The 21,972-nt window shown below is 56.2% G+C and carries 6 protein-coding genes; 5 read left to right on the top strand and 1 reads right to left on the bottom strand.

What is annotated here, in order from left to right; all coding sequences use genetic code 11:
* The coding region (locus R3I13_RS21680; RefSeq protein WP_346320070.1) for an Ig-like domain-containing protein at positions 1-12,691 on the bottom strand (12,691 nt) is incomplete at its 3' end.
* 659 nt (positions 12,692-13,350) lie between these two features.
* On the opposite strand from R3I13_RS21680, the gene R3I13_RS21675 reads away from it, so the two are divergent.
* From R3I13_RS21675 to R3I13_RS21655, 5 genes are all read left to right on the top strand, one after another.
* Complete coding sequence (locus R3I13_RS21675; protein ID WP_346320069.1) at positions 13,351-16,431, top strand: TonB-dependent receptor; 3,081 nt, start codon at positions 13,351-13,353, stop codon at positions 16,429-16,431.
* Between the two features lie 20 nt (positions 16,432-16,451).
* Entirely contained in the window at positions 16,452-17,924 is a 1,473-nt protein-coding gene (locus tag R3I13_RS21670; RefSeq protein WP_346320068.1) for a RagB/SusD family nutrient uptake outer membrane protein, read from the top strand.
* Positions 17,925-17,943: 19 nt separating this feature from the next.
* Positions 17,944-19,626, top strand: coding sequence for an arylsulfatase (locus R3I13_RS21665; protein ID WP_346320067.1), 1,683 nt, complete (start codon positions 17,944-17,946; stop codon positions 19,624-19,626).
* Between the two features lie 9 nt (positions 19,627-19,635).
* Positions 19,636-21,249: an arylsulfatase gene (locus tag R3I13_RS21660; protein ID WP_346320066.1), complete on the top strand. Its 1,614-nt coding sequence runs from the start codon at positions 19,636-19,638 to the stop codon at positions 21,247-21,249.
* Between the two features lie 142 nt (positions 21,250-21,391).
* Complete coding sequence (locus tag R3I13_RS21655; protein WP_346320065.1) at positions 21,392-21,916, top strand: O-acetyl-ADP-ribose deacetylase; 525 nt, start codon at positions 21,392-21,394, stop codon at positions 21,914-21,916.
* Positions 21,917-21,972: the final 56 nt, after the last annotated feature.

Here is a 21,972-nt window from a genome sequence, read left to right as displayed (position 1 = left end):
CAGGATCGGAGTCGTTGCCCAGGAGACCTGGTGATGGTACATTCAACGCGACATCTTCATTTACCGCATATGCGTCATCCGCAGCCACTGGTTTGTCATTGATCGCGGTTACTGTAAAGTACAAAGTAGCTGTATCACAAAGCGACGGCACCCCGTTATCACAAACCTGGTAGATCAGTGAATCCAGGCCATTGTAATTTGTGTTCGGCGTATACGTGAAGGAACCGTCGGCATTGAGCGCCACCGTTCCGTTCACCGGCGCCGTTACCAGACTTGAAGTAAGTGCATTACCTTCCTTATCCGTGTCGTTGGCAAGCACACTACCCGTAGCCAGTGTATTTTCGTCTGTCGTAACCGAATCTTCCACCGCAACCGGCGGGTCATTCACGGAAACGATAGTGAATACTACCATAGCCGTATCTATCAGGCCACCCGGATCGGTGATCGTATAATAAGCGGTATCGTTGCCGGAGAAGTCCGGGGCAGGAACATATGTAAAGGAGCTGTCCGGCGCAAGCGTCAGCACGCCATTTAACGCCGGTACCAGGATGGCAACCGCCAGCGTATCCCCGTCAGGATCGGGATCGGCATCATTACCCAACAGGCCCGGCGGCGGCACATTCAATGCAATGTCCTCATTCACCGTATAGGCATCATCCCCTGCCAGGGGTTTGTCATTCACATTAACCGTCGTAAAGTACAAGGTGGCAGTATCGCAAAGCCGCGGCGTGCCATTGTCGCAAACCTGGCATATCAGCGAATCCCTGCCAAGGTGATTTGCGGCCGGCGTATACGTGAAGGAACCATCCGCATTCAATACCACCGTTCCATTCACTGGCGCTACTACAAGGCTGGCGGAAAGCTGGTCGCCATCCGGGTCGCTGTCATTGGTAAGAATATTCCCGCTTGCCGGCGTCTCTTCATTCACCGTGACGGAATCAGGAACCGCCACGGGCTCATCGTTCACCGGCGTCACTGTAAACACGATCTGCGCTGTATCCTTCAGGCCTCCCGGCTCGGTAATGATATATACCACGGTGTCGTTCCCAAAGAAATTGAGCCCAGGCTTGTAGCCGAACGAATTATCGGGTTGCAGGGCAAGCACGCCATGAGCAGGCTGCTGATCAATCTGCACGGTCAGCACCCCTCCTTCCGGATCGCTGTCGTTCGCCAGCATACCGGGTTCAGCTACCGCCAGGGAATCGTCTTCCAGCAGGGTATAAGCATCATCCACCGCCACCGGCACTGAACCGGCTGACACGATAAAGGTCACCCTGGCAGTATCGCACAAAGCAGGTGTGCCGTTATCGCAGAGCGCATACAAGGCAAAGTCTGTTCCGGTGAAACCGGTGTTCGGCGTGTAAGTGAACGAACCGTCCGGGTTCAGGGTTATGCTGCCGTTGGCGGTTGGCTGTGCAACGCTCACCAAAAGCGTATCATTATCCAGGTCGGCATCGTTCGTCAACAGGTTATTAGCAACGCTTGCGCCTTCTTTTACAAAGTAAGCGTCGTCAAGGGCTACGGGCGCATCGTTCAGCGGACTGACGGTAATGGTCGCCACAGCGGTATCTCTCAGCCCGCCCTGGTCGGCAATAATATACATGAAGGAATCGGCGCCGGAGAAATCGGGCGAGGGCTGGTAGGTGAACGAGTTGTCGCGGTTCACTACCAGGGAGCCATGATCCGGGCCTGACAATACGGAAGCGTTCAGCACATCGGTGGTATCTACGTCGCTGTCGTTCACCAGCGTGCCGGAGGCCGGTACTGAAAGCGCCTGGTCCTCGTTTGCAGTATATGCATCGTCCACGGCCAGCGGCTTATCGTTCACCGGCAGTATGGTGAGATGTATCACGGCTGTATCGCACAGGCCCGAAGGGTCGCATAGGCGATAGGCAATGCTGTCCACACCGTAAAAATTGCGCAGCGGCGTATAGGTGTAAGTTCCGTTCGGGTTCCGTACAAAAGTGCCTTTGGTAAGGAAGCCTATGGGTTCTCCCGTCAGCACGTCCCCGTCGGGATCGGTATCGTTTATTAATGCCACAGACGGCGGGAAGGTAAGCACGGTATCTTCATTTCTTGCGAAATAGTCATCCACACCTACGGGCTTATCGTTTACCGCCGCAATATTGAAGTAGATCTTCGCATCGCTGCAATTGTTTGCCGCATTGCAGATGCGGTAAACCGCGCTGTCCGCCCCATTTGCATCGAGGTTCGGCCGGTACTGGACAATGCCGCTGCCGTTCACTGTCAGCTGGCCTTTCGCGGGCGGCGTTACTACGGTTATGCTCAGGGGGTCTGCGTCTGTGTTCAAGTCGTTGTCCATCATGCTGATGGCGGAAACAAACAGGCTGTCTTCGGTAATGGCCAGGGTGTCGTTTACGGCTACCGGTGCATCTGTAACCGGCAGCACGTCTATGAACACCATCGCTTCATCACAATATTCGCCGTCGCAGGCGCGGTAAATAAACTGATCCTGCCCGTTGAAGTTGCTGTTAGGCTCGTAGCTGAAGCTGCCGTCAGGATTCAGCGTCACCGTACCGTTGGCCGGCGGGGCCACAAGCGTGGCGGTAAGCGCGTCTCCGTCCGGATCGGTATCGTTCAGCAATGCGCCGGGCGCCGGGCTGTTCAGTACTGCGTCCTCGTTCATCACGAGATTAAGGCCAACGGCTACAGGCGGGTCGTTTACCGCCGCCACATTGATGTAGATCACACTTTCGTCGCATGCGCCGGAGAGGTCGCATACTCTGTAAGTAAGACTATCCAGCCCCGCAAAGTCCTTGTCCGGCGTGTAGTTCAGGCTGCCGTCCGGCCTGAGTATGGCGGTACCCTTCGTTGTGGTGGTTATAAGGGTCACTGACATATCATCGCCATCCAGGTCGCTGTCGTTGGCCAGGATGCCCGGTGCGGCCAGCACCAGCGGCTGGTCTTCCTGTGTGGCGTATGTGGCTGGATTCGCCTGGGGCGCATCATTCCTCGGCAGGATGGTGAGGCGGATAATGGCGGTATCGCAAAGCCCTTGCGGATCGCATACCTGGTATTCTATACTGTCCACACCGTTGAAGTCCGGGGCGGGACTGTAAGTATACGTACCGTTGGGATTTGCTGTGAAGGAACCTTTCGTAAGGCTGCCAATGGGCCGGCCGGAGAGCGCATCGCCGTCTGGGTCGCTGTCATTGATCAATACTACGATGGGCGGGAAGGTGATCACGGTATCTTCCGCCCTGGCGAATTCGTCGTTCACGCCTACCGGCGGGTCGTTCACCGGTGCAATGATTATCCTGGCCACGGCGGTGGAACATAAACCCGCGGCATCGCAGGCCCGGTAGGTGAAGGAATCGCGGCCGTTGAAATTACGGTTCGGGATATATTCGAAAGAGCCGTCTGAACTAAGTGCCAGCCTGCCATTGGCAGGCGTTTGCAGGGTAGACACGATGGCTTCGCCATCCGGATCGGCATCATTTGCCAGCACACCGGTAGCGGCGTGCACTATCAGCGGTACGTCCTCATCGATCGCGAAGCTGTCCGCACGCGCCACCGGCGGATCGTTCAGGTTCCTGAGGTTAATGGTAATGAAGCCGGTATCGCAGAGGCCGCGGTTGTCGCAAACCTGGTAATAGATAAAATCTGAGCCGCTGTAATTAGCTTCAGGCACGTAGGTATATGTGCCGTTGGGATTGAGCGTAAGCGTGCCGTGAGCCAGTTGCCCGATAGGCGTGGCTGTGAGCGGGTCGCCGTCCGGATCGTAATCATTCACCAGGATAAATGCGGGATGATTCGGATCAAGTATCACGGTCTGTTCCTCGTTCAGGTTAATGGTATCATCCACAGCCACAGGCGCATCATTCACTTCATTGACCGTAAGGTAGGCCTTGGCGGCAGTGCACAGGCCGGCGGCATCGCAGACGTTGTATGTAAAGCTGTCCACACCGCTGGAATGCAGGTTCGGCCGGTAACGGAACGTTCCATTCAGATTAAGCTCCAGCGTTCCTTTCGTCGGGGCGGTAACCAAAGTGGCTGCTATGCTGCCGTCCACATCCCGGTCGTTGGCCAGTACACCCTGCCCGGTAATCTGCAGTACCGCGTCTTCATCGAGCGTGTATGATTCGTTATTTACTTCCGGGGCGTCGTTCGTTTCAGTAATGGTGATCGTTACGGTACCGGTATCGCACAACGAAGGCGTGCCGTTGTCGCAAACCTGGTAAATGAATACGTCGGTGCCGTTGAAGTCCGCCCTGGGCGTATAGGTGAAAGTGCCATCCGCGTTCAGTACAAGGCTGCCGAAACCAGGCGCTGCCACAAGCGAGGATGTAAGCAGGTTGCCGTCGGTATCACTGTCATTGGTCGCCAGGCTGCCGTTCACCGCGGTTTCCTCCGGGGTGGTAAATACATCGTTCACCGCTTCCGGCTTGTCATTCACCGCGTTGACGGTAATGGTCACCGTGGCGTTCACACAGGCGCCGCTGCCATCGCAGGCGCTGTAGGTGAACTGGTCAGTGCCGTTGAAATCCAGGTTGGGCTGGTATTCAAACGATCCGTCCGCCCGCAGCGTCAGCGTGCCGCTCGCCGGGGCGGTCACCAGTTGAGCGGAGAGCACGGCATCATCCGCGTCCGTATCATTCTGCAATACGCCGGACGCGGCAATGATCAGGCGTTGGTCCTCATTCACGGCGTAGGTATCATTTCCGGGAACCGGCGCATCGTTGGTCGCGTCGATGCGTACGTAGATCTTCGCCGTATCGCAAAGCCCGCCGGGCTCGCAGATGCGGTAGTAGAACGAATCGAGGGTAAGCACATCCTGGCCGGGCGTATAATTGAAACCAGCTGCGTTTACCGCGCTGATGGAGCCTGTTTGCGGGCCCATTGCCGTGATCAGCTCTATCGTAAGCGGCTCGTTTTCCGGGTCGGCGTCGTTCACCATCAATTGGCTGTACAGGATGGTAATCGGCACGTCTTCAGCGGTTTTAAACTCATCATCCCTGGTAGTGATGGAATCGTTCACGGAAGTGATGGTAAGCGTTACCACCGCTGTAACACAGCTCCCCTGCGGATCGCAGGCGTTGTAGGTGAACTGGTCGGCGCCGTTGAAGTTAAGATTGGGAACATAAGTAAACGTGCCGTTCCCGTTATCCGTCAGCCTGCCGTTAGCGGGCAGAACGGTGACAGATACCTGCAGCTGGTCGCCGTCAGGGTCAGTATCGTTTGTGAGTAGCTGGGCCGCGGTCACGGTAAGCGGCTCATCCTCATTCAGGGTGAATGCATCAGCAACTGGTACCGGGTTGTCATTTGCCGGTGTTACTACTATCCTCACCAGGGCTGTGTCGCATAAACCGCCGGGATCGCAGGCGGAATAGGTCAGGCTGTCTATACCGTTGAAGTTAACGGCAGGTGTATACGAGAGCGAGCCGTCCGCATTTACAACGGCGGTGCCATGAAGCGGCGCGGCGGCCAGCGCGGCTGTCATCGCCTGCCCGTCCGGTTCCGCATCATTCAGCAGCAGGCCGGTGGCGGGGATGGTCAGCGTCCTTTCTTCTTCCACGGAATAGTTGTCGTCCAGGGCTCTTGGCGCATCATTCACGGCATTCACGGTAATATTCACCCTGCCTGTATCGCACAGGGAGGGCACTGCATTGTCGCAAGCCTGGTAAATGAAATAATCCGGCCCGTTGTAATCCGCATCCGGCGTATAAGTGAAACTGCCATTGGCATTCAGCGTGAGCCTGCCATGCTCGGGCTGCCTGTAAACAGTGGCCGTAAGCTGATCGCCGTCCGCATCCGTATCGTTGCTGAGCAGGCCCGGCGCTGTAACGGTCAGGGGCTGGTCTTCATTTACGGTGTAAGTATCATTAAGGGCATTCGGCGCATCGGAAGCCGGCGCAATATTCAGGATAATAGTCGCGGTATCGCATACGCCGGAGCCATCGCAAACCTGGTAAATAATGCTGTCCACGCCATTGAAATTGGCAGATGGCGTATAGGTGAAGCTGCCGTCAGAGTTAAACAACGCAGTACCATTCACAGGCGCTGTCACCAATGAGGCGGAGAGCTGTCCGCCGTCAACATCTGCATCGTTGAAGATCGCGCCTGGTGCGGCTATGGTAAGCGGCTGGTCTTCCGTGAGATTATATGCGTCGTTCGCGGCTACCGGCCGGTCATTCACAGCGTTCACGGTAATATTCACGGTGCCTGTATCGCAACCGCCCTGGTTATCGCATACACGGTATGTAAATGCATCCGGGCCGTTATAATTGTTTACAGGAACGTAAATGAAATTACCCTGCGGGCCAACGGTGAGCGTGCCATGCTGCGGCTGTGTAAGCAGCGAGGCGGAAAGCGGATCGCTGTCCAGGTCTGTATCATTCGCCAGCAGGCCGGGCGCTGCAATCTGCAGCGTTTCATCTTCCGGCGTGGTATAAGCATCATTCGCCGCTACCGGCGCATCATTCGCATTTTCAATATTGAGGATCGTTGTAGCTGTATCGCAGGCCCCTGAAGGATCACAGGCCTGGTAGTTAAAGCTGAGCTGGCCGTTGAAGTTGGGCGCGGGCGTGAAGGTGAATGACCCGTTCGCGTTCATCACCAGCGTACCGCTTGCCGGTGGCGTCACCACGGTGGCGGTAAGCGCCTGGCCGTCAGGGTCAACGTCGTTGAACAATACACCGGGCGCAGCAATGGTAAGCGGAACATCCTCTCTGCCGGAGAAACTGCCGGAACCGGCTACGGGCGCATCATTCACCGCGGTAATGGTAAGCGTTACGGTAGCCGTGTCGCAGGCCCCGCTGATATCGCACACACGGTAGGTATACGTATCGGTACCGTTGTAATCATGATTCGGCGTATATACGAAGCTTCCGTCGGCATTCAGCTGCAGGGTGCCGTTCAGCGGGCCGGTCACCAGGCTGGCGTTGAGGCCGTCGTTATCGATATCGGTATCGTTGGTAAGCACACCACGGGCCGGTACGGTGAGCCGCGCATCTTCCGCCAGGGTGTATGCATCATTCCCCGCGGCGGGCCCGTCGTTTACAGGAGTGACGGTGATGGTGATGAATGCGGTATCGCAAAGCGAAGGGGTCCCGTTGTCGCAGGTGCGGTAGGTGAAAATATCCGTGCCGGTGTAATTCGCGTTGGGCGTGTAGCTGAAGCTGCCATTGGCATTAATGGCAAGCGTTCCGTTTGCAGGCTGCGTTACAACCGTAGCGCTCAGCGGATCCCCGTCAGGATCGCGGTCGTTGATGAGCAGCCCGGGCGCGGCGATATTCAGCGCGCCGTCTTCCGCGACTGTATAGGTGGCATCCAGCGAAACCGGCCGGTCGTTCACCGCCGTAACGGTAATGTTCACCGTTGCCGTATCACATCCGCCGGATGCATCGCAAATGCGGTAGCTATAGCTGTCTGTTCCGTTGAACTGTGCATTGGGCGTGTATACGAAGCTGCCGTTGGCATTCAGCCCAATCTTCCCATTGGCGGGATTGGTGATAAGGCTCACGGTAAATCCGTCGCTGTCTATATCCGTATCGTTGGCCAGCACACCCGGCGCCGTTACGCTGAGGGCAACGTCTTCCGACGTGGTATAGGTATTGTCTCCTGCCACAGGCCGGTCGTTTACGGGACTAACGGTGATGCTGAGCGTAGCGGTATCGCAGAGGGACGGGGCACCGTTGTCGCATACACGATAGGTGATCTGTTCCACACCGTTAAAATTGCTGTTCGGCGTATAGGTGAATGAGCCGTTTGTATTGAGCGTCAGTGTGCCGTTGGCCGGCGGTGTTATCACGGTCGCGGTCAGTGTATTGCCGTCTATGTCCGTGTCGTTAAAAAGGATGCCGGGCAAGGCCACTGTCAGCGGCTGATCTTCGTTCGTGTTATAGAAGTCGTTGGTGGCAAGCGGGAAGTCGTTCGCGGCCGTCACATTGATGGTAACGGTAGCGGATGAACAACTGCCGCTTGCATCGCAGGCGTTGTAGGTAAAGCTGTCCGGCCCGTTATAATCCGCTTTAGGCTGATACCTGAAAGAGCCGTTGGGTTGCAGCACGAGTGTGCCTTGAGCCGGGCTGGTCAGCAGGTTGGCGGTCAGCGCATCGCCGTCCGGATCGGTATCGTTGGCCAGTAAGCCGGGTCCTGCAATGTTCAGCACGCCATCCTCCCCGATGGAGTAAGTGTCGTTTACGCCTGCGGGCGCGTCATTCACATTCCCGACATTGAAGGTTACGGTAGCGGTATCGCAAAGGCCGGTGGCATCGCATACGCGGTAAGTGAACTGGTCCGTACCGGTAAAGTTCAGGCGGGAAGTGTATTGCAGTGATCCGTTGGAATTCAGTGTAAGGCTGCCGTTGCTCGTGCCGGAGATCACGCTGGCTGCCAGCTGGCCGCCGTCCGCATCGCGGTCGTTATCCAGGATGCCCGGCGCGGAAAGGTTCACCGGGGTATCTTCCGCAACGTTGATATTATCGTTGCCGGCATCGGGCACATCATTCACCGGCTGCACGGTAATGGTCACCGTCGCTGTGTTGGACACGGTGTTGAGATTATCCCTGATCAGGTAAGTGAATGCGTCTGTCCCGGAGAAATCCGGCCGCGGCGTGTAGGTCACGGTATTGTTGGCATTCAGTACCAGCGTGCCATTAGCCGGGGCGCCTGCCAGCTCGGCGCTGATGACAGTGCCATCTGCGTCAGCGTCATTTGCAAGTATGGTGATGGTGACCGCATTGTCTTCCTGGGTAGTGGCATTGTCGTTCCCGGCCACCGGCGGCGCGTTGATGATGATGCTTACATTATCGAAGGTAGCGGGGCAAGGCGCATTACTGATGGTCCAGCGGTACACATAAGTACCAGGCGTCAGGAGGCCGGCAACGGCGGTGTTTGGTTGGGTGGTGTTCACAATGTTACCGGCAGAAGGCCCGCTCACCTGCGTCCACACACCGGCGCCTGTTCCCGAAGCATTCCCCGCCAGCGTTACCGCGTTGGCATTCAGCGGGCCCTGGTCCGGGCCGGCGTTGGCAGCAGGCGCGGCAGCGGTCACGGATACCTGCACGATGTTGCTGTTCAGGTTCACACATCCGTCGGAAGTGACCCTCCTGCGGTAAATGGTGGATTGAGTTAATGCAGGTGGTGTGTAAGTCGCAGTATTGTTCACTCCTGCCGCCGGAGCAAAGCCGCCGGTGCCGGTGGTGCTGCTTTCCCAGAGATAGGCATATATCCCGTTGCCGCCGGTGGGTGCAGTACCGATAAGCGCAGCCGGCGTGCCGCCTGCGCAAATGGATTGGTCGGCGGATATCGTGTTGTTGGCAAGGGCGGGGTTCACGTTCACATTCACGACATTGGAAATGGCCTCAGCGCAATTTTCGGAACGGACGATCCTCCTGAACCAGGTGGATTGCGAAACAACCGGCGCATCGTACGTTACGCCGGTAGCATTGGCAATATCGGTAAACCCGGCGCTGGCGGACGTTACAGAACTCTGCCACTGGTAGCCGTAAGTGCCGCTGCCACCCGTTGGCGCGGTCAGCTGGGTGAACGGTGCGGGGTCGCCGCTGGCGCAGAAGGTCTGTGCCGCGCCAATAGTACCCGCCGAAAGTGTAGGAAATACGGCAACGGTCAGCACATTGCTGAGCGCGTCCGTACAGGTGCCCGAACGCGTAATGCGGCGGTAATAAGTGGTTTGTGTAAGCAAGGGTGCATCGTAAGTGGCCCCGGCGGCTCCTGTTATATCTGTAAACCCGCTGCTGACGCTCGTCGTAGAGCTTTGCCATTGATAGGTGTAAGTACCAGTGCCGCCCGTTGGAGCGGTGCTGACGGTAAAGGCATCAGGATTGCCGCTGATGCAGAACGTTTGGCTGGAAGCCACCACACCCGGCGTTATGGCAGGGTTCACCGTGATGGTCACTACGTTGCTTGCCGAAGGCGTGGCGCAGGCGCCGGAGCTCACCAGCCTGCGGTAATAAACGGTGGTGGCTACACGCACGGGATCGTATGTGGCCGCCGTAGAGCCCGCCAGATCCGTCCAGTTTGCATTGTCCAGGCTGCTTTGCCATTGGTAGCTGAAAGTGCTGCCTGTGCCTCCTGCCGGCGTGGAGCCGGCAATCACATCCGCATCGCTCACTTCGCAGAAAGTAGTAGTGGCGGGTGCTGTGATGGTATTGTTGGCAATGGCGGGTTGTATGGTGATGGTTACTACATTGCTGACAGACGCAGCGGCGCAGGCGCCTGAAGTGACCAGCCGCCTGTAATAGGTGGTGACCGCCGCTGCTGGCGGATCATAGGTTGCCGCGGTTGCCGAGGCGATATTCGTGAATGTGGTGTTGTCGGTGGAGCTTTGCCATTGATAGGCATAAGTACCTGTTCCGCCGGTTGGCGTGCTGCCGTTTATGAGCGTGGCATCGCCGCTGCCGCAGAAAGTAGCGGCGGCGGGAGCGGTGATCGTATTACCCGCCAGCGCAGGTAGCACGGTAATGGTCACATCGCTGGTGCTGGGCGTGCAGGTGCCGTTGCTGATGGTCCAGCGGAAAATATAAGTGCCGGTGCTGAGACCGGTTACAGTAGTGCCGGGGTTGGAAGGCGTGGTGATCACTTGTGTGCCGGGGCCGCTTACTTTCGTCCATGCGCCGGTGCCGACGGTGGGCGCATTTCCGGCCAGTGTTACACTTGTAGCCGCGCAAAGCGATTGCGCCGGGCCTGCCGCTGCGGTGGTGGGCAGGGGGCTTACCACTGGCGCCAGCGTTTTGATATTGTTACAGCCCGCGCCGGACGGAGCCGCGTCGCACTCTGCCTGCGGGTCCACGGGAGGGCTGGCATCAGCATTGGTCGCATCGGGATCGGTGAAGTCTATCGTGCGCAGCATGCTGGCGGTTACCGGCAAGGTGCCGCCGGAAGGCACCGTGGAAATGGTACCGGTCACCGTAAAGGTCACCACCGCCGCATTGGCCATGGCAACCCGCGCATTGTACTGCCCGGCGGTAACCGAGCCGCCGGATACCGTGCTGCTGCCGGTAGTGGCTGCGCTGCTCACCGAAACGCCGGTCAGCTCAGCAGGAAAGGTAAAGCGGAACTTCGCGGAGTCTACTGCGGATGGGCCGTTATTGCGTACTGTTACGGTAAAAGTGGCCTGCTGCCCGATACAATAAGCGGCCTGTCCGGGCGTGATGCTTACGGTTTCGAGATCGGCCTGCCGCAGGATGACAGAAGTGGCCTGCGTTTGCGGGGCACTGTTTACATACGACCAGGTATCCAGCAGCACCTCATCCCCGAAATCGGTGGAATTATATGCGGTGGAGCCCCACTTATGGCCGTTGGTAGTGCTGGAAAGGCCGGGGTCTGTCGTTTTGCGGGGATTGGAGGGCGTACCGGAAACAGTGATGGGCGTATCATCCCAGTTCACCAGGTCGTTGGCGCCGCTCCCGGTGATGCGTGTGATGATAATGCCGTTCACATTATTTTCCACGTCGATAAAAGGGAAATGCACCTCACCGCCGAAAAGCTGGCCCCTGACGCTGATGGAGATCGCGGCAGCGCCTGCCGGCACACTTGTGCCGTCTCCGTATTTGCCATCCCAGTACACACGGTTGGCCCCCGCCACAGCGGAACCGGTCAGCCTGCGGTCTACTGCGTCCGTGTACACGCCGTTGTTGTTCAGATCAAGGTCTATCGCGAAGTTGGCAGCTACACCCGCATCAAAAGTAATATAGCCGCCCAGCGGATAGGTACCTGTCTGTGCGCTGCCTTCAGCGGAAACAAACCCGATATTGGTAATATTGATGGCAGGCGGGGAGGTAAGCAACCACTCCTGCCCTCTTGCGGACGGGGCGCTCACGGGCAGATCCGTGTCGGGAGCGTTGAAAAAAAGTTTATGCGTAATATCCGTTCCCGCATCCACCGCGCGCGGATCGTGCACGTTAACCGCGGAAAGATCGTTCACGCTCTGGTATAAAGGGTCGCCGGCCGGCGTGCGGGACCCTTTGTTGTTCGCGAAGAAAGAAAAACCGAAACCCGTTTGCCCGTTATTGTTTACTGTATATTGATAGCCGTCCTTCGTAAGCACATAAAAAAGACCGTTAAACCCATACTGGTAATTTCCCAAATTGCCGCTGAAGATATTGGTAAACACACGGCCTGTCTGGAACCCGGACGAAGTATTATATACGGAAATATCGAAAGCGGCGATAAAGCTGGTGCTGGGCTGCGTCCATGAAGAGTTGGCAAGCACCGGTGTAGGGTTCGTCGTGTTGCTTGCATTCGGAGGGATGAATTCCACCTGCCATACGCCCGCTTCATCCGCCCCAACAGTACGCTGGTACGCATTAAAGCCTGAACCACTCCCTGTATTTACATTCGGGCCATGCGTTTCCTGATGGCGGGTCACGATCCTGCCAATCGTTGTGCTGGAGCCCGTGGTAAACGTAGTGCCATTGGGCAGCGTTACCCTTATGGTGCCACTGCCAATGCCCTGCGCACTGGAGCCGAGGTACAGGCGTTCACCTACATTCACATATACTTTCATCGTGCCGAGCGTCGGGAAAAGGTTGACCGTTCCTACGGTGGAAGTGCTGTTCATATACGCACGGTATCCTCCCCTCGCAGCAAGCTCCTTGCTGCCCTCAGCATAGATGCGCAACGGGCATAATAAGACGGTGCAAATAATGATAAGGGCATACGATATCAGGTCAATATGCCGGGTAACATACTGGTAGATAGCTGTCATATAGGTGCGTCGGTCTAAAAAACTACCTGGTCGTTCGCTGAGGCCGGTATCAAAGTGACTACCATTTGCCTGGCTGAAAAGCAAATGGCCACATCGGGGTACACACGGCTACACGTTTTTCTAACAGTGATGTTTGCGAAATGGTTTAATAATTAACAAAAAATATTCCGTTGCTAAAACAACGGCGGTAAGGGTTTCAAAACAACAGTAGACATTTTTAGAAAAATGTTTAAACATCTATCCTTTCCGGAAAAGGGATAACAATTTATTAGTCTACAATTTTTGTAGGATAATTGAATTTATATATTATCTTTGTTCCGCGTGACCGGTATATGCATACATTGACCGAATCGAGAAACGATAGTTCCAACCAACCACCACTATCCTGAAGGGCGCTGCACCGGTCTTCAATTCACTAAAAATTGAAGGATATGCCAACCAACCACTTTACACACCACCGATGTCGGGTCTGAATAACCTGCGCATGACAGGCCGCTTCCGGCTGCCTGCTTTCTATTATTGAAAATGACGAACGATCCGCTGAAATTAGCTACGGCATTGCCTTAGCAGGGAACCTCTTGCGTGTCCGTCGTTGCCTTGTTTTCCCGCCTTACGGCGGGACCGGGTCTTTATTGTCCATACAAAAACCAACAACCGATATGCAATCTCCATCCAACGAACTGCGCCGCCACCGCGTAAAAAAGCGGGCATGGGTACAATACGCCGTTCTCCTTTCATTCATTTCTTTTCCTCTTCAGCTGCTGGCGCAGGAGACGGTGCCGCTCATCAACTCCAGGCTGTCTGGCCGCGTAGTGGATGCGGTTACCCGCGAAGCCTTGCCCGGAGCGGTAGTACAGATCAAAGGCACCACCCATGGTGTGAGCACAGATGAGCAGGGAAAATTCGCCTTTGTAACAGGACAAAAATTTCCTTACACGCTCATCATTAGTTTTATCGGGTATAAAAAACAGGAAGTGATCGCGGAGGCCGGCCAGGTGGAAGTGCGGCTGGAACCTGTGCAGAACCAGCTGAACGATGTGGTGGTGGTGGGTTACGGCACGCAAAAGAAAAGCGACCTTACCGGTTCCATTTCTTCTGTTTCAGGAAATTTGCTGAAACAGCCGGTCAGCTCGCTGGACCAGGCGCTGAAAGGTTCCGTGCCCGGCATACAGGTTACGCAGACCTCCGGCCAGCCCGGGGGCGGCGTGAGCATCCGCATCCGCGGCGGGAGTTCCATACAGGGCGGCAATGAGCCCTTGTATGTGATAGACGGCTTTCCCGTATACAACAACCCCGTAAGCGCCGGCATCCTTAGCGGTACGCCGGTGAACCCGCTGGCGAATATCAACCCTTCAGACATCGAAAGCATCGATGTATTGAAAGACGCTTCCGCCACGGCCATCTATGGTTCCCGCGGCGCTAACGGCGTAGTGATCATTACCACCAAAAAAGGAAAGGCGGATAAAAGCTCGCTCTCTTACGACGTGCTGTATGGCGTGCAATCCCTCCGCAAAAAGATCGATGTGCTGGATGCGCAGCAATTTGCCGTGCTGCGCAACGAAGTGCTGTATGATGTAAATCCTTCGCGAGGTAAATTCCAGTATCTCACCCAGGCACAGATAGACCAGCTGGGCAAAGGGACCGACTGGCAGGATGAAGCTTTCCGGTCTGCCCCGCAACAGAGCCACCAGCTTACCATCAGCGGCGGCAGCGCCAAAACGCGTTACCTGCTTTCCGGCAATTATTTTAAACAGGAAGGCATCATCCGCAACACCGGCTTCTCGCGTTTCAGCGTTCGTGCGAATGTAGACGCTAATCCATTCGACCGCCTGAAAGTAAGCGCCGCGCTCACCGCCAGCAAGAGCGACGCAAACGTAGCGCCTGCGGGCATTGTAACATCTTTGCTCATTATGCCGCCCACCGCCACCGTGTATGAGCCTGATGGCAGTTACACTTTACGCAATCCTTTCGAGAACATTTTCGCGAACCCGGTTGCCACTATCAAAGAGCAAAGCAATAAATCCATCACCAACCGCTTCTTTGGCACCGCCTTCGCGGAATACCGCATACTGGAAGGCTTGCAGGTGAAAGTGCTTTTCGGGGCAGACGTGAATACGACGAATGAAAAAAGTTATATCCCTTCTTACATCTACGAAGGCGCGCAAACAAAGGGCTCTGCCGGGCAGGGCACTTTCAGCTCCTACTCCTGGCTGAACGAAAACACCATCTCGTATGCAAAGTCTTTCGGCAGGCACAACTTCGACGTGCTCGGCGGCTTCACCCAGCAGGAATACACCAGCGACGTGAGCCGCAGCGGCTCGCAGGGTTTCGTGACAGACGACCTTGCCTACAACAACCTGCAAAGCGGCGCAACGATCGTGCGGCCTTATTCAGACGCTACCGCATGGGTGCTGCATTCGTGGCTGGCGCGCCTGAATTATAATTTCAGCAACCGTTATTATTTTACCGCCGGTATCAGAACAGACGGGTCGTCGCGCTTCGGGAAAGGCAACAAATGGGGCTACTTCCCTTCCGCCGCCGCTTCCTGGCGCATCAGCAACGAGCCTTTTTTCAGGGCGCTCAGCAAAACCATCAGCGACCTCAAACTCAGGGCCAGTTTTGGCACCACAGGCAACCTGGAGATCGGGGAATACCAGTCGCTGGCCGCGCTGTATAGCCTGACTTACCTCTTTGGCGGCAAAACGGCCACCGGCTTCGCACCTTCGCGCATTCCCAACGACAAGCTGGGTTGGGAAACGACCTATCAATACAACGCCGGCATCGATCTGGGCTTATTCAATAACCGGCTGCAGATCTCGCTGGACGGCTATTACAAGAAAACACAGGACCTGCTGCTGAGCGTTGAGATACCCTGGACCACCGGGCAGAATGCTTCACTGCAAAATTTTGGGTCCGTGCAGAACAAGGGATTTGAAATAGGCGTCAACAGCCGCAACCTGGCAGGCGCGCTCGGCTGGAACACCAACCTCAGCTTTTCCCTCAACCGCAACAAAGTACTCACACTCGGCAACGGCGCGCCGTCTTACATCACCGGCAATTACATCATCCGCGTTGGCGAGCCGCTGGGCAGTTTCTATGGCACGGTGATAGACGGCATCCTTCAGCCCGGCGAAGAAGCAGCCAAAGGACAATACACCGGCAGCGCCGCGCCCAAGCCCGGCGACAGATTGTACAAAGACATCAGCGGCGATAAGCTCTTCACCACCGCGGCAGACCGTACCATTATCGGCAACGCGCAGCCCGATTTCATCTTTGGACTGAATAATACTTTCGAATGGAAAGGCCTTTCACTGTCAATATTTCTCCAGGGCTCCTACGGCAACAAGATCCTCAACTCCAACCGGCAAACGCTGGAGCTGTTCACCGGCCAGCAAAACGCCGCCACCTCCGCGCTGGACCGCTGGACGCCAGAGCATACCAACACCCTCATTCCCCGCGCCAAGCTCGATCCCGCGCCCGTGTTCTCAGACCGGTTCATTGAAGACGGTTCTTTCGTGCGCGTGAAGAACATTTCACTTGGCTATTCCATTCCCCGCTCAGTGATCAGGAATATCGCCTCCATTGAAGTGTATCTATCCGCGCAAAACCTGCTCACCTGGACCGACTACACCGGCTTCGACCCGGAAGTCACATCCGGCAGCAACGTTTCGCCCGGTACCGACGTTGGCATCTACCCCGTATCGAGGTCGGTGAGCGCCGGCGCTAAAATTTCCTTCTGACCTTAAAATTGATGCAGTGTATGAAACATACATCCACCATATTGCTTTCTTTCGCGCTCCTGTCGCTGGGCGCCTGCTCCAGTCTTGACGAAGAACCGGCCTCGCAGCTGGTGACGGAGCAGTTCTACCAGAACGAGCAGCAGGCTACCGCAGCGGTAACCGCCAGTTACCGGAAATTATACGAAACCGGCCAATCGCTTTACAACAGCCTGTTCCAGATAGGCGTGGAAATGGCCACCGACGATTACGAAGCAGGCCCGAGGGCGCGAAATGCCCACGTACGCGCTATTTCAGGTCTCACGCACGATGCGTCGAATGACCGCATGGAACAGCTCTGGAAACAAAGCTACGATGCCATCAATGCTTCCAACATCGCGATAGACCGCATCCCGCTCATCCAAGCGGATAAGATTTCCGGAACCATCCGCACCCGGCTGATCAACGAAGCGAAGTTCCTCCGCGCGCTGCATTACTTCAACCTCGTGCGCTGGTTCGGCGACGTGCCCATCGTCCTCCACGAAACCACTTCCTTCACGCCGGAAGCGCTGTACGTTGCTAAATCCCCTGCCGCGGATGTATACCAGCAGATCATCAACGATCTTAAAGACGCGGAAAACCTGCCCGCGCCCAATGAATACGGCAGCGCAGATATTGGCCGCGCCACTGCGGGCGCCGCGAAAAGCCTGCTGGCAAAGGTTTACCTCACCCGCCAGGATTGGCCGAATGCCGCCGCAAAAAGCAAAGAAGTGATCGACAAACACTGGTATGCGCTTTTCGAAAATTTCGCGGATGTATTTGAAGTCCTGAAGAAGAACGGGAAGGAACATATTTTCTCCGCTCAGTTCCAGGGCAACGCGGGTTACCAGGGCAACAGTCTTGCCAGCCGCTCCGCCCCCAACGAAGTGCCGGGCATCAATGGCGATTATGCCGATGCGATCCACAAACAGGGAAGGCTATACGAAAGTTTCAGCGAAACGGATACCCGCAGGGCCGTAACCTTCGTGACGCAAATGGTCAGCCCGGTGGATGGGAAGCTGTACACCTTTGAGCCGCACCTGCATAAATATTACGACCCTGCTGTAGAGGGCAACCCCGGCCAGTCTTCGCGCAACCTGCCTATTATCCGCTACGCGGAAGTGCTGCTGATCTATGCGGAAGCGCTGAACGAGCAGCACCAGGGGCCCACTGCGGCCGCATACAGTGCCTTGGATGAAGTAAGACAACGCGCGGGCATCCCGCTGCTGAAAGACATTGCGCCTTCGCTGAGCGTAAACGATTTCCGCGACAGCGTGTTCCAGGAAAGAAGAAAAGAGCTGGTGTTCGAATACCAGCGCTGGTTCGACCTGGTGCGCCGCGGCCCTGATTATTACGTAAAAACACTCAAGGCCGCCGGCAAAACACTCGCAGCGCCCAAACACATCCGCTTCCCCACACCGCAGCGCGAGCTGAACCTGAACCCCAAACTCAAACAGGACCCATTGTGGGCCAATTAAACGGACAAACCCTTTCAACATGAGAATATGCATATTGCTGGCCCTGCTCGGCATTTTTAACCAAAGCAAGGCCCAACAACAAAAGAAACCCAACATCATCCTCATCATGGTTGATGACATGGGTTTCTCAGACATCGGCCCATACGGCTCAGAGATCCACACGCCCAACCTGGACAAGCTGGCCGGCGAAGGCCTCCGCCTGCGCGAGTTCTACAACAATTCCATCTGCGCCCCTACCCGCGCGTCGCTTATGACCGGCCAGTTTGCACACAAGGCAGGTATCGGTTTTTTTAACGTCAACCTTGGCCTGCCCGCATACCAGGGCTACCTGAACCGCGAATCGCTTACGCTCGCAGAAGTACTGAAACAATCCGGTTACAGCACGCTGATGTCCGGCAAATGGCATGTGGGCGACGATAGCCTCAGCTGGCCCAACCAGCGCGGGTTCGACCGGTTCTTCGGGTTCATCGGCGGCGCCAGTAATTATTTCGACATCAGTCCGTACAAAGAAAAAGCACCGCCCGTGCAGCTTGTAGAAGACAACAAACAGGTCACCCTCCGGCCCGGCCAATATCTCACCGATGAAATTGCCGGCCACGCCGAAAAATTCCTCGACGAGCAGGACAAAACAGGCAAGCCGTTTTTTCTCTACGTTGCCTACAATGCGCCACACTGGCCACTCCAGGCGCAGCCGGAAGACATCGCCAGATACCGCGGCAAATATTCCATCGGCTGGGATTCCCTGCGCACGCAGCGCATCGCCAGGCTGAAGAAGCTGGGGCTTATCAATGCCAACACCACCATTTCCCACGACGAAGAAGTGCCGGCCTGGGCCAGCCTTACCTACGACGAGCAGAAACTCTGGGAAAAGAAAATGGAAGTGTACGCCGCCATGATAGACCGCATGGACCAGGGCATCGGCCGCATACTGGCTAAGCTGAAGGCATTAAAAAAAGATGATAATACGCTGATCGTTTTTATTTCAGACAACGGCGCGCAGGGCGGGTTCATTCCTTTCGGCAGGAAACGCCAGCGCAATTCAGGGCCTATCGGCAGTGCGGGTTCTTACGATTACCAGGAACAAAGCTGGGCGCATGTTTCCAACTCCCCTTTCCGTTCCTACAAAGCCAGCGCTTACGAAGGCGGCATCAGCTCGCCGCTCATCGCATGGTTTCCGGGGAAGATCAAAGCCGGTACTGTAGCGCGCGGCACGGCGCACCTCATAGACCTCGCGCCTACTTTTTACGATGTGGCCGGGACCAGCTACCCGCTCGTTTTCAACAAGGTGAACACCCATCCCCTGCCGGGTATCAGTCTTGCCCAACTCTTTTTCACCCAGCAGGAGCCTGCACGCAAAACGCCACTGTTCTGGGAACGCGCAGGCAACCGCGCGGTGAGGAACGGCAAGTGGAAACTTGTTTCCTCCTACTCCCGCAACCAGTGGGAACTCTACGACATCGAGGCCGACCGCGCCGAAACGAAGGACCTTGCCACGCAATACCCGCAGGTGGTGAACGAGCTATCCGCTGCTTACGACAACTGGGCCAAACACAACGACGTGGTGGAATATGACAAGATCAAACCGGCGGGGCCATCCGGGTTTGCAGGGCCATTCAACAGCAATGCCGCGGGCAATACCAATCATACCAACAATGCTGCTGCAACTTCCGGCGGGCAGCGCACTGCTCAACGTAATCCGTAAACAATCGACATGAAAAAGATATTCACCGTTTCCGCTGCCGTACTGGCCTTATTGCTTTCCGGCAAAGCACAGGCGCAAAACAAAAGGCCCAACATCATCCTCATCGTGGTGGATGATATGGGTTATGCAGACCTGGGCGCGTACGGCTCCGAGATCCGCACGCCCAACCTGGACAGGCTGGCCACCGAAGGCCTCCGGCTGAAAGAATTTTACAACAACTCCATCTGCGCGCCCACCCGGGCGTCGCTGCTCACGGGGCAATACCAGCATAAAGCCGGCATCGGGTATTTTGATGTGAACCTCGGCCTGCCTGCCTACCAGGGATTTCTCAACCGCGAATCGCTTACACTGGCCGAAGTGTTGAAGAACGCAGGATACAGCACATTGCTGTCCGGCAAATGGCATGTAGGTAACGACAGTCTCAGCTGGCCCAACCAGCGCGGCTTTGAGCAATCGTACGGCGTAGTAGGCGGCGGCGCCAATTATTTTGACGCCAAACCTATGCCCATCAGGGGTAACGAATACCCGGTGGTATTGCTGAAAAACAACCAGCGCCAGCATCCCGCAGATAACAGCTATTATTTCACCGATGAAATAGCCGGCAATGCCGTGGCATTCCTCGAAGAACAAAACAAGACCAGCAAACCCTTCTTCCTGTACCTCGCCTTCAACGCCCCGCATTGGCCGTTGCAGGCATTGCCGGAAGACATTGCCCGGTACAAAGGCCGTTACGACATCGGCTGGGACTCCCTTCGTAGCGAACGCCTCGCCCGCCAAACCAGGCTGGGCCTGCTCGCACCCGGGCAAACCGTTGCCCCCCGGGATGAGACCGTGCCGGACTGGGACAATCTCACCTACGACGAAAAACAGCTCTGGGCCGCGAAAATGGAAGTGTTCGCCGCCATGGTGGACCGTATGGACCAGGGCGTAGGCAAAGTGCTGGCCAAGCTGAAAGAGCTGAAGAAAGATGAGAATACGCTCATCGTATTTATTTCCGACAACGGCGCACCGGCTGAAGACGTGGCCCATGGCGGAAAGAGGGCGGGCCGCAACTCCGGTCCCGTGGGCACCGCAGGCTCTTTCGAAGCGCAGGGCAGGAACTGGTCTTTCGTATCCAACGCCCCTTTCCGTTCCTTCAAGAACTCCATGTACGAAGGCGGCATCAGTTCGCCGCTCATCGCATGGTTTCCCGGGAAGATAAAGAAAGGCGGGATCGAGACGGGTACTGCCCACCTGATAGACCTTGCGCCTACTTTTTATGAGATAGCCGGCGCGAAATATCCCGCAAAGTTCCATGGCGTAAACACCCACCAGCTGCCCGGCAAAAGCCTCGCCCCGCTTTTCTTTTCCAATACCGGGCTGAACCGCGAAGAACCTATCTTCTGGGAACGCGCAGGCAACAGGGCGGTGCGGAAAGGCAAATGGAAACTCGTTTCAACCTACCCGCAATACCGCTGGGAACTGTACGACATCGAAAAAGACCGCGGGGAAACAACAGACCTGGCGCAGCAGAACCGGCAGATCGTCAACGAGCTGTCTGCCTCGTATTTCGACTGGGCGAAGAAGACCGGCGTAGTAGAATATGACCTCATCAAACCCAAATCTATATTCGACCGCAAGTAAACGTGTGAATCTTCCGGAACCGGGCCGGCCAATGGATTGGCTGGCCCTTTTTTTCAGGCGCTTACTATACCGGAGCTGGTTTTTACAGGTTGAATTTTTGTGTTAACTTCAAGCAAGCCTGTGACCATTAAACGCTCCAATTATGCCTGGCAGGATCTATCTCATTAAGGGAGACATCACCAAACAAAACGCGGACGCTATCGTGAATGCCGCCAATTCGTCGCTGCTGGGCGGCGGCGGGGTTGACGGGGCGATCCACCGCGCAGGAGGGCCGGAGATACTGAATGAGTGCATCGAGATACGCAACAGGCAGGGCGGCTGCAAGACCGGGGAGGCAGTGATCACCACCGGCGGCCGGCTGAAGGCGAAACATGTGATCCATACCGTAGGCCCTGTTTGGAACGGCGGAGACAAAGGAGAGCCGCAACTGCTGGCCAACGCTTACCGCAATTCCCTGAAACTGGCCGTGGAGAATAATATCAGGACCATTTCCTTTCCGAATATCAGCACCGGCATATACCATTACCCAAAAGATCTTGCGGCGCAGATAGCCATAGACACCGTGAAAACATTCCTGCACCAGCAGGCAGCCCCGCTTTCCGTCACCTTCGTATGCTTCGACGATGAAAACTACGCCCTCTATGAATCCCTGCTGAAGGAAAAATAATTTCTCCCTATTTTAGCCGAATGATCCGGGGCTTTTTTAATTTCCTGCTGTTTAGC

This window comes from Chitinophaga sp. YIM B06452 (genome assembly GCF_039655965.1).
Classification (GTDB): Bacteria; Bacteroidota; Bacteroidia; order Chitinophagales; family Chitinophagaceae; genus Chitinophaga.
This window is presented reverse-complemented; position numbering and strand designations above follow the sequence as displayed.